The sequence below is a fragment of the Microcoleus sp. C2D2 genome, assembly GCF_036702495.1.
Taxonomy (GTDB): domain Bacteria; phylum Cyanobacteriota; class Cyanobacteriia; order Cyanobacteriales; family Microcoleaceae; genus Microcoleus.
Map to the genome: position 1 here is coordinate 1 of NZ_JAUBTO010000200.1, position 11,321 is coordinate 11,321.

Sequence of the window (11,321 nt, forward strand, 5' to 3'; positions counted from 1 at the left end):
GCCCGTCCAAAAAGGACGGGCGGGACGCCCATCCCACAATCACAATTAAAATTGTAAGTTATTTAATTCGCGATCCTATAGAAATCCTTGCAGGAGTCGTAATTTTTTTACCCCACCCCAACCCTCCCCTCGGTGAGGGGAGGGAGTAAGAAATTCACAAATGATTTAGGATTGCTATAAGAGAATGAGGCAAAAAGTAGGTGCGGATGCTTGCTGGTTGGGCTGATTCTCAGTTGTTCAAGTTGTTAAAGTCTATTTTTTATAATGGTGGGATGGAATCGATCGCAGTAAATCCGGCTTATAATAGTATTATTGGCTGGGTTAAATACCTTAAAATGTAGGGCGAGGGCTAGTGATGAAGTAGGGGGTTTGGTGATGGCTCGTCGAGGTATGAGATTGTGTGGAAAGATAGCAGGATCGTTAACCGCATTTGTTGAGCTGAACTTAACACAGCAGGTTTGGAACCTGTGGAATCAAGTGAATAATAAAATGAAGCATTCGGGCATGGTAACAAATAGACATAATTATTATTATATTTCTAACTGGGATTTCCTAGCAAACCGTGAGCGCAGTCTCCGGGAAGCGCAAGCATTAGGAAAAAATGCTTAAGGAACTTAAACAGCCTAGTTTTTTGGGTGGGTCGGGATTTTTTGAAGCTGAGGCACTGCCAACCAAATATTTTTAGATAGGAAAAAAAAAGAATGAGCGTCAATGGATCAGAGGAAATTCCTCAAGAGCTTTTTGCGGGTGGTGGCGAGATGGGGGCGCTGATCCGATCGCACGATTGGTCGCTTTCGGCCTTGGGTGCTGTCGAGAAATGGTCGCAGAGCTTAAAAACCGCAATCGGGCTCGTCTTGGGTTCCCCCCACCCCATGTTCATCTGGTGGGGAGACCAGATGATTAACATCTACAACGACGCTTACATCCCGATGCTGGGTCAGCGTCATCCAGAGGCCCTGGGTGAATCTGCGTTTAATGTCTGGGCAGATGTTTGGGAGGTGGTTGGGCCTCAAGCTGAAGCCGTCTTAAAAGAAGGCAAATCGTCATGGAATAAAGAAGCCTTGCCGATCGTAGAGCGCAACGGGTATCCAGAGGAGAGGTACTTCACCTTCTCCTACAGTCCTGTTCCCGCCTCAGATGGCACACCAGGCGGTGTGTTTGGCGCTGTCACCGAAGAAACTGAGCGGGTGTTGAACGATCGCCGCTTGAGGACGCTTCGTGAATTAGGGGCAGAAACAGTCACCGCATTGACGGTAGAAGCCGCCTCCCAGGTTTGGGCCGCCGCATTGACCTCTAACGCCTATGACATCCCGTTTGCGCTGCTGTATCTCCTCGATGGCGATCGCACTCAAGCACGACTTTCCGGCACAACCAGGTTAGCCGCCGGAACCATCGCCAGCCCAGAGGCGATCGATCTGACATCCGCTGAAACGTCCCAGGGGTGGCAACTGACGCAAGTCATGGAGACGGGTGAAAGCAAGATAGTTGAGGATTTAGAAGCGCGATTTGGACTTTTACCCGGCGGCGCATGGTCCCAATCTCCCCATCAAGCGGTCATTCTACCGCTCGCCCGATCGGGAGAAACCTTCGGGTTCTTGATTGCCGGAGTGAGTCCGCTCAGAGTCTTTGATGATGATTACAAAGGCTTTTTTGACTCGATCGCAGGACAGGTGACAACAGCCATCTGCAATGCCCGCACTTATGAACAACAGCGGAAACGAGTCGCAGCACTAGCAGAACTCGATCGCCCCAACAAGGTTTTCTTCAGTAACATCAGCGATGAATTGCGGACTCCCCTCACCCTGATAATGGGTTCAACTGAGGACGCTCTCACCGATCGAAACGTGCCGCTACCCGCTCCGCATCGAGAACGGATGGAGGTAGTGCAGCGCAACGGGCAACGGTTGCTGAATCTGGTGAACAGGCTGCTCGATTTCTGGGGCATTGAAGCTGGAGCCGACGACTACTTGACTGAGCCGTTTTCTGACCGTGAAATTTTAGCACGAGTGGAAACAAATGTCGAGCAGGCGCAACTGCCGCCGGAAGCAATGCAGCAGGAACAAGTGCTGCAGCCAGAAGCAGAAACAGCTCGCGGGCAGGTTGAAAGCATTCTCTCTAGCATCAGTGATGGTTTCTTTGTTCTCGATCGCAACTGGCACTTCACCTACGTCAACGATCGCTTGTGCTCCATGATTTTTAAGCAGCGAGAAGAACTGCTCGGTTACAACCATTGGGACTTGTTTCCCAATACCGTTGACACCGATGTTTGCGTTCAATTGCATCGGGCGATGAGATCCCAAACGCCCGTCCAGTTTGAGTATATTTATCTGCCCTGCAATCGCTGGTTTCAGTACCGGGTTTTCCCTTCTGCCGACGGGCTGAAAATTTTTGCAACTGACATTACCGATCGCAAACAGGCCGAACTCGTGCAGGTCGAGCAGAAGAGACTGCTGGAGTTGACCGCCTCAGGACACCCGCTGCAGGAATGTCTCTCATCCCTGTGTGCCTCCGTGTCCAAGCTAAATCCGCGCACGCGAGCCTGCATCCTGGTAGCCGATGCCCAGCGGCTGACGTTTCCCTACTCCATCGCCCCGGATTTTGGGCCGTCCTTCGCTCAAGGACTCAAGGATACCCGGATTAATGAGCTTGCCTTCGGTACGTGCGGCGAGGCAGTGTATTTCGGCAAACCTGTCACCTGTGCCGACATCGCCAACGACGATCGCTGGTCGCCAAGATGGCGAGACTTATGCGTGGCTCACGGCGTGCTGGCGTGTCATTCCGCGCCCCTACAGGGCGCAGACAACCAGCCCCTCGGTTCTCTGATTCTGTGCTTCGACGAGGCGCGGAGGCCGACAGATTTGGATTACCGACTGTCCGACTTCGCCACCCAAGTCGCCAGCATCATATTAGATCGCGATCGGTCGAGCCTTGCCTTGCGCGAATCCGAAGCGCGTCTGCGTCGGGCGATGGCGATCGAAACTGTCGGGGTCATTTTCTTCAAAACCGACGGTACTATCACCGAAACCAACGACGCTTTCCTCCGCATGAGCGGCTACAGCCGTGAGGATACTGAGCAAGGATTGGTGCGCTGGGACACAATGACACCGCCGGAGTGGATGCCCCATTCCCGCAGAGCAGTCGAGGAGTTTGAAGCAACCGGGCGCACGAATCCTTATCAAAAGCAATACATCCGCAAAGACGGCTCGCGCTGGTGGGCATTGTTCGCTGCGACGCAGTTCAATGAAGGAGAGGGCGTGGAATTTATCATTGACATTACCGATCGCAAACAAGCAGAAGTTGAACTGCGCGAGAGTGAAGTTCGCTTTCGGCAACTGGCAGATACCGCTCCTGTTCTCATCTGGATGTCTGGAACTGATAAACTCTGTAATTACTGTAATCAGCCGTGGCTAGACTTTACTGGACGGACGATCGAGCAAGAAATGGGCAATGGTTGGTTAGAAGCAGTCCATCCCGATGATTTGCAACATTGCTCAGATACTTATGTCACTGCCTTTGATGCTCGGCAACAGTTTCAGATGGAGTATCGCCTCAGACGCTTTGATGGAGTCTACCGTTGGTTTCTAGACACAGGAATCCCCCGGTTTACATTAGAAGGCGATTTCCTGGGCTACATCGGTTCCTGTATTGACATCACCGATCGCTTCCAAGCAGAAGTCGCCTTGCGCCAGAGTGAATCCCGCCTCCGTCTGATTATTGAGAGTGCCAAAGATTACGCCATATTCACTCTCGATCTCAATGGCACGATTGCTAGTTGGAATTCTGGCGCCCAAAGGCTTTTGGGCTACACAGACGCAGAGGCGATCGGCTGCCCCAGTCGCATCATATTCACGCCCGAAGACAAGGAACAGGGACGAGCACAGAGGGAAATGCAAATTGCTCTGACCCAGGGACAAGTAGAGAACGAACGCTGGCATTTGCGGAAAGACGGCAGCCGCTTTTGGGCGAGCGGTTTAATGATGCCGTTACAGGATGAAACGGGCAACACGCAAGGATTTGTGAATATCTTGCAAGACAAGACCGCGCAGCGACAGGCAAACCAACGGCTACATCTGCTATATGAAATGACCAGTGATTTGCTTGCCACCGAACAACCCCTAGCGCTGATGAAGACCTTGTTTAGCAAGCTCTCAGCCCAGCTAGACCTGCATTGTTACTACAACTACTTAGTTGAGGAGAAAGACAATGGGCCTCTTCTGCATCTGAGGAATTCTAGTGGGATTTCTGAGGAAGTGGCAGCAATGATGGAATGGATCGACTTCGGTGAATACATCTGTGGACTGGTGGCCCGCGATCGGCGGCAAATTGTTCTCGATGGAGAGCAAATTGCCAGCGATCCTCATGCTCAATTTATCCGCTCAATTGGTATCACCGCTTATGCCGCTCAACCGCTGATTGCTCAGGGACGGTTATTGGGGACGCTCTCGTTCGGCAGTCTCACCCGGACTTGCTTTACTTCAGAAGAAATTGACCTGCTGCAAGTAACCTGCGATCAGGTAGCGATCGCTCTGGAACGGGCAAACCTGACAACTTCATTACAGCAACAAGCCGAGCAGTTGCTACAAGCAAACCGCATCAAAGACGAGTTTCTGGCAGTATTGTCCCACGAGCTGCGATCGCCCCTCAATCCCATTTTGGGGTGGTCAAAGCTCCTACAAGTTCGCAAGTTCGACGAAGCGAAGACGGCACAAGCCCTCGCCACAATTGAGCGGAACGCCAAGTTGCAATCTGAATTGATTGAAGACTTGCTCGATGTCTCGCGGATTTTGCAAGGGAAGCTCAGCCTGAATGCCACTCCGATCAATTTGGCATCGACTATAAGAGCGGCGCTCGAAACAGTGCGGCTCGCGGCCGGGGCCAAATCCATTGGGATAGAGGTCAGCCTTCATTTCAACGTGGGTTATGTGTCAGGTGATTCCACCCGCTTGCAGCAAGTGGTGTGGAATCTGCTTTCCAATGCTATTAAATTTACCCCCGCAGGCGGTCGGGTTGAGGTGCGATTAGAGCAAGTGGGCAATCAAGCTCAAATTACCATCAGCGACAACGGCCAGGGCATTCCTGGAGAGTTTCTGCCACACGTCTTTGACTACTTCCGTCAAGCCGATGGTGCCACAACGCGCAAGTTTGGGGGATTGGGATTAGGATTGGCGATCGTCCGTTACCTAGTTGAACTGCATGGCGGAACGGTTCAGGCCCAAAGCCGCGGTGAACAGCTAGGATCCACATTTACCGTCAGACTGCCACTGATGCCGATCGAGCCAGCCGTCAATCCGGAGGGGCAATCGGAGGAGGCATCCCTCAATTTGAAAGGCGTTCAAGTTTTAGTGGTCGATGATGATACCGATACACGGGAGTTTGTGGTTTTTCTGTTGCAGCAGGCCCAGGCAAGTGTAATATTCGCCGACTCAGCAGGCTCCGCCTTGGCGACGTTAATGCAATCCAAGCCAGACGTGCTACTGAGCGACATTGGGATGCCAGATATGGATGGCTATATGCTGCTGCAGCAAGTGAGAGCTTTACCGCCAGAGCAAGGTGGGGAAATTCCCGCGATCGCCTTAACTGCCTATGCGGGGGATTTTAATCAGCAGCAAGCGCTTGACGCTGGGTTTCAAAGGCATATTGCCAAGCCCGTTGAGCCGGAGGAACTGATTGAGGCGATTGTTAATCTGGTTAGACCGACTCAATAAAACTCAAATCACCATCAGATACATTTAACCCGGTAAATTCAGGACTAAGCCAGAATTTGCCGTGTATGGCAAGATAGAGAAAGCTGCAAGCTTTTCTATCAGGGAGGTATCTCTCAAAGCTTTCAATAAAATATTGCAAGCGCCATTGAAATCTCTGTCCAGAGTGTGTCCGCATTCTGGACATTTAAAAATTTTAGACCCGTTTAATTTAGTGTGGATATGTCCACACTTTGAGCAAGTTTTCGATGTGTACTCTTCTGTTACGTCTACTACAAAGCCCCCGTGTTTAGCGGCTTGATGCTTCAACATTTGTTTAAAACGATAATGACTCAAAGTTACCATCGCTCTAGCTGTTTTAGTTGCCAGTCTGCGCTTGCCTTTCTTTACCATTTGTTGCGTTTCAAAGGTCGGCAAGAAAATTAATTTGTATTTGACTGTCAAATGTTTAGCAGCTTTTTTGTGCAATTCATTGACTAAGTTTTTAATTTTAATCCGAATTTTTGCTGCTGACTTTCTCAAGCAATACCTCAACCGCTTGAGTTACCTTCCTTTGCTCAACCCTATACGCGACATTAATTTGTCTAGATGTCTTGCCAGTCGATAGATACGACCGATATCATTCTTTCCTATTTCGATAAAGTCACTGCCGTCAAAGCCAGTAAGAAAAGTTCTAACACCGGGGTCTAAAGCAATAGCTAAATCGCTTTTAATCGGTTCTATTTTTTGTGCATCAACAGCATAGCAAATAAACCATTGCCCGTCGATCAAGCTTAGTGTTGGTTCGTGTTGCATTTCTTCAATAATAGGCTCCGATGCTTTAAAGCTTAACCCCTTAGTAGACAGCGGATAAAAAGTCCCGGATTTCCAATTAGACGTTTGGAACCTGATAGTCTGAGATGCGTCAAAACGGCTTCTAAACTTTGCCATTCCTTTTGACTTCTTAGCTGCTTTGTGTGCTTCAAAAGCTTGAAATACTGCCATTTGTCGCGGGTTGTAAGGTTGCTCTGATACCCAAGCAGGAGCCAAGTCCATTACTTTTTTTCTTAAGTCGTACTTGCCAATTCTTTCGTTTTTAACAATAGCAATTGCTTGGTTGTAACACCATCTACTTGCTGCAATCCAAGTCCTCCATTTCGCTGCTAGCCCGATTTCCGGGTAAACTCGGATCTTCTTTGATAGCAGATTTGTATTTTCGGAGTCCGTAGAGTCGGCAACTGAAGACGTGGATGATGGCAAGGATATCTTCAACCATTTCTCGCTCTGGAGACAATTCACTTCTACTGAGAACCATGAGTTCGCAATCGTTTTGCTCGCAGATCCATTTGATGAGGTCGCCACCAAACCTTGCGAGTCTGTCTTGGTGTCCGACCACAACTGTTGAGATAGATCCTGACATGATTTGTCCCAAAAGGGCAAGCAGTGATTTTCTTTTGAAGTTGAGTCCGCCTCCGATATCTTTGAAGACTTTAGCTTGCGGGTAGAGACTTTGGAGGTAGCCAACTTGTCTTTCGAGGTCTTCTCGCTGTTTGTAGCTGCTGACTCTGGCATAGATAGCTGTGACTCGGTTGTGTTTTGTTCCGAGAACGCTGTCAATGTCGTAGCGTCGCTGGTTGGAGGGAGTTCTGATTGCTGATATTTTGTCGGCAAGTTCCCAGTTTCTAAGCGTTTTTTCTGAGACTTGCAGGATTTTGCAAGCTTCTCGCGGTGTGACATATTTGGTCATCGGTGGCGGTAGAATGTTCTTAATCTAAGTTACCACCATCTACCAGCATTTACCGGAATATTCCGGGAAATTATTTATTTCACATTAACAGTATGAGCGAACAAGCTAGCGAGCTAATCAAGCAGGGGATTTCGCAATATCAGGCGCGGCAATTTGAGGCGGCGCTGGAGTCTTGGCAGGAAGCGCTGGGGCTGTATCGCTCAATGGACGATAAGCGGCGATCGGGTGCGGCACTGGGCAATATGGGCGTAGCTTACGAAGCGCTGGGAAATTATCCTCAGGCGATCGACTGCTACCAGCAGCATTTGGTGTTAGCGCGAGAAATTGGCGATCGCCGGGGCGAGGCGAATGCTTTGGGAAATCTGGGCAATGCTTGCTGTACTGTGGAGGATTTTTCTAGGGCTATTGATTACCAGCAGCAGCGTTTGGCGATCGCCCGGGAAAGTGGCGACGCGCGCCAAACGCTGGAAACTTTGAGCAATTTGGCGCTAGCTTACGATGCTAATGGAGATTTGCCTAGTGCGATCGAATGTTATCACGAGCAGTTGTCGATCGCGCGTGCCAGCAATGACGATCGCATTGAGCGCAATGCTCTCAAGAATTTGAAGCTCGGTTACAAGTATTTAGCAGATTACGAGAAGGCTAACCAGTATCGGCAGCAGCTATTGGCGATCGCCCGGGAACTGTTTTTAACCGATAAACATAATAATTTTGTACAACTTGCAGAAACAGTTGGTTTGAATCTGGATGAAGATTTAGCCGGGGCTAATTTAAGCGGTTTTGACTTGCACTACGCTGATTTTAACGGTGCGGATTTGCGCGAAACAAATCTCCGGGGCGCAGATTTGACGTTGGCGGATCTCAGCGGTGCTTTGCTGAGCGCTGCTATTTTAATTGATGCTAATTTGTGCAATGCTAATTTGCGAGATGCTGAACTCAGCAGCGCTAATTTAAGCGGTGCTGATTTGCGAACCAAGCTGCCCCGGGCAAATTTGAGCCGTGCAAATTTAACCGGAGCAAATTTGAGCAGTGCTTATTTACCGGATGCGATTTTAGTAGCTGCAAATTTGACTGACGCTAATTTAAAAAATGCTGATTTGAGCGGTGTTGATTTGAGCGGTGCGATTTTAAACGGTGCTGATTTGAGCCGCGCTGATTTAAAAAATGCGGTGGTAGACAATGCGAATTTTTCTGGTTGTCTGGGAATTTCGGAAGCGGTAAAAATTGAGTTAAGGACACGGGGCGGGATTTTTGAGTAGAATTGGAAATGTTGGTAATTGTAGAGGGTAATAAAAGCTATGACTGCCGTAACTGCAAAACGATTCTCGATCGCCGAATATCACCGTTTGGGAGAACTGGGATTTTTTGAGCCAGAGGACCGAGTTGAATTGATTCGCGGAGAAATTATTATCATGGCTGCTAAAGGTACGTTTCACTCTGTTTGTAATTCGCTGCTGTTTGGAGAATTGTACGCGCTGGTGGGAAAACGAGCGATCGTGCGCGGTCAAGAACCCATTATTTTGACGGATGATAGCGAACCAGAGCCTGATGTTGTTATTGCCCGCAATCGTTCTGACAATTATTTATCTTCTCACCCGGAGCCTGCTGATATTTTGTTGGTAATTGAGGTTGCAGATTCTACTTTGAAGTACGATCGGAGAACGAAGTTGCCTCTCTATGCTGAAAGAGGGATTTCTAATTATTGGATATTTAATTTGGTCGATCGTCAACTAGAAATGCACAGCGAACCTTATCGGAAACCAAACGGTAGTTTTAGTTATCAATTGCAACGAGTTGTGTTGCCAAATCAGACGGTAGTAATTCCGGGTTTTCCAGAGTTGTCTCTGGATTTGTCTGCGGTATTTCCGGCGCAGATTGGTGAGTAAAAAATCTGGCTCGCTCGCACATATTTTAACTGAGTAATTAGAGTTCGATCGAGCTGGCTTCGATGATATAATGTAAAAGTGCGAACGCACGAAGCATAAAACTAGCACTATCATCCAAAACAATTTGGTTTGTGGCCCTGGATTTATTCGCGGTAGAAATCTAAAATCTAAAATCTAAAATCAGATGACAGCTCAAACTCTCGCCCCCCCGGAACAAATTGTCCAGCTATCGGGTATCAGTTGGCAAACCTACGAAACTTTGCTTGCCGAAATCGGCGATAGGCAAATTCGACTGACATATAATCGCGGCAATCTTGAAATTATGGTACCCTCCCCAGAACACGAACGCTTCAAAACAATAATGGGTCGATTTGTTGAAACCTTAGCTGAAGAATTAGATGTGAGAATTGAACCTCTTGGTTCCACAACTTTCAAGCGTCCTGAACTTAGCGGTGCAGAACCGGATGAATGTTTTTACATCCAGAATATTAGTGCAATTAAAGGCAAAAAAAGAATCGACCTGAATCAAGATCCGCCGCCGGATTTAGTGTTGGAAATTGATATTACCAGCCCTTCGGAAAATAGCTTGCAGGTTTATGCGGATCTGGGAGTCCCGGAAGTTTGGATTTATAATGGCTCGCGATTCAGAATCAACAGATTAGAAAATGGAGAATATATTGAGTGCGAGAGCAGTTTAGCATTTCCCAGCTTACCGATATTAGAGATTGTCAGATTTTTGGAAAAAGCAGAAACAATGGACTATTTGGAATTAGTGAAAGCATTTCGCAGTTGGGTAAAAAGCCAAATTCAGCAAAACCAATGAAGGGCCCAGAAAATTAAACAAAATTTTCCGTTTCAATGGATGAAAAAATGCTGTAGTGTGATAGATTTAAAATTAAGCCCTCCTCAAAATCTCCATCACAGCCTGGCAAAGCCAGCACTTCTACCGATATGCGATCGCTAGAGTCTCACAACAAATACCCAGATTGCTTGTGGATGCAATTAGAAGCAATTCCAGTTCCATCGGTTGCAGCCCAAACCCAGCAGCTCGACATTCACTTGAGCCTAAATTTTAACGAGCATTGGGAACCCCTGCTAGGTGGTCGCGTCAAATTTGGTCTGCAAGGCGGGACGCTCAAGCTCTATCTAGAAAACTGCGAAATTCCCGTAGCATCACGTCAGTTAGTCGGTTCTTTCAAGCTTTTGCCAATAGAAGAAACCCGGCCGATTCAAAGTAGTGCAGAAAATTTAGTGAGCGAAAGTCAGCGCGGAGTTCAGGGCGGCGAGAAGGCGGAAAAAATTAAGGAAACAGAGAGCATATTGTGTCACGTTTCCACAATAAGCGATGATACAACGCCAGCTTGGATTTTTGCAGTAGAACAGGGCAAATCAGTATTAAAAGGTTTGCTAAAAAGTGCTAAGCTGGGAGAAGTGGCTGCCAAAAAAATTCGGATAGCAGCGGCTTTTCAAGTTGCTAAAGAAGATATTTATCTCACAGATGCGGAGGGTTTATGGCCGCACGATATCACGCCAAATCAACATTCGGTTTTAGAAAGAATCCTGACTGTATACCTGCAAGCAAATAAACTCCAACCTGCTCTGAGTTGGGCGCTATTGTCCTACAACTTGCCTCCGGTTGAACAGCGCGAAGTGGAAATAGTCCCCGAAGCTGAATCGGAATTGCAGAAAATGGTCGATCGCATTATCGGGGCCCAAAGCGACAACTTTGTGGAGTTGGCAAAAATCGCCAATCTCAACCCAGCACTAGATTTCGCGGGTAGCAGCTTGCGCGGAACGACTTTAAGTGCAGTCGATTTTAGCAGCGCAAATCTCGATCGGGCAAATTTCCGGGGTGCAAACTTAAGCGATGCCGATTTCAGCGACGCCAACCTGCAAAATGCCAAATTCGGCGGTGCAGATTTGAGTGGCGCCCATTTGTGACAAGTTAAGAAAAAGTGCAAATTGTCAAGGGGGTAGACAAAAAAAGGTAAAATAGGATGAAACCTT

General features: G+C 48.1%; 9 protein-coding genes. 6 read left to right on the forward strand and 3 right to left on the reverse strand.

Features of this window, described 5'->3' with window-relative positions:
* Positions 1-375: 375 nt before the first annotated feature.
* Positions 376-609, forward strand: coding sequence for a hypothetical protein (locus QUB61_RS34740; protein ID WP_333135340.1), 234 nt, complete (start codon positions 376-378; stop codon positions 607-609).
* A gap of 92 nt (positions 610-701) precedes the next feature.
* Entirely contained in the window at positions 702-5,705 is a 5,004-nt protein-coding gene (locus tag QUB61_RS34745; RefSeq protein WP_333135342.1) for a PAS domain S-box protein, read from the forward strand.
* Positions 5,706-5,729: 24 nt separating this feature from the next.
* On the opposite strand, the gene QUB61_RS34750 is transcribed toward QUB61_RS34745, so the two are convergent.
* From QUB61_RS34750 to QUB61_RS34760, 3 genes are all read right to left on the reverse strand, one after another.
* The gene (locus tag QUB61_RS34750; protein ID WP_333135344.1) at positions 5,730-6,224 is read right to left on the reverse strand and encodes an RNA-guided endonuclease TnpB family protein; all 495 of its coding nucleotides are present in this window, start codon (positions 6,222-6,224) and stop codon (positions 5,730-5,732) included.
* A 21-nt stretch (positions 6,225-6,245) separates the two neighbouring features.
* A complete protein-coding gene (locus QUB61_RS34755; protein WP_333135346.1) occupies positions 6,246-6,737 on the reverse strand; it encodes a hypothetical protein in 492 nt (163 codons plus the stop codon).
* Positions 6,738-6,810: 73 nt separating this feature from the next.
* Entirely contained in the window at positions 6,811-7,428 is a 618-nt protein-coding gene (locus tag QUB61_RS34760) for an IS607 family transposase (protein WP_333135348.1), read from the reverse strand.
* 92 nt (positions 7,429-7,520) lie between these two features.
* Between QUB61_RS34760 and QUB61_RS34765 the strand changes: the two genes are divergently transcribed.
* The 4 genes from QUB61_RS34765 to QUB61_RS34780 all read left to right on the forward strand — a co-directional run bounded on the left by QUB61_RS34765 (position 7,521) and on the right by QUB61_RS34780 (position 11,255).
* The gene (locus QUB61_RS34765; RefSeq protein WP_333135350.1) at positions 7,521-8,687 is read left to right on the forward strand and encodes a pentapeptide repeat-containing protein; all 1,167 of its coding nucleotides are present in this window, start codon (positions 7,521-7,523) and stop codon (positions 8,685-8,687) included.
* A 39-nt stretch (positions 8,688-8,726) separates the two neighbouring features.
* On the forward strand, positions 8,727-9,314 hold the full coding sequence (locus tag QUB61_RS34770; protein ID WP_333135352.1) for a Uma2 family endonuclease: 588 nt from the start codon (positions 8,727-8,729) through the stop codon (positions 9,312-9,314).
* A gap of 184 nt (positions 9,315-9,498) precedes the next feature.
* Entirely contained in the window at positions 9,499-10,137 is a 639-nt protein-coding gene (locus QUB61_RS34775; RefSeq protein WP_333135354.1) for a Uma2 family endonuclease, read from the forward strand.
* A gap of 173 nt (positions 10,138-10,310) precedes the next feature.
* The gene (locus tag QUB61_RS34780) at positions 10,311-11,255 is read left to right on the forward strand and encodes a pentapeptide repeat-containing protein (RefSeq protein ID WP_333135355.1); all 945 of its coding nucleotides are present in this window, start codon (positions 10,311-10,313) and stop codon (positions 11,253-11,255) included.
* Positions 11,256-11,321: the final 66 nt, after the last annotated feature.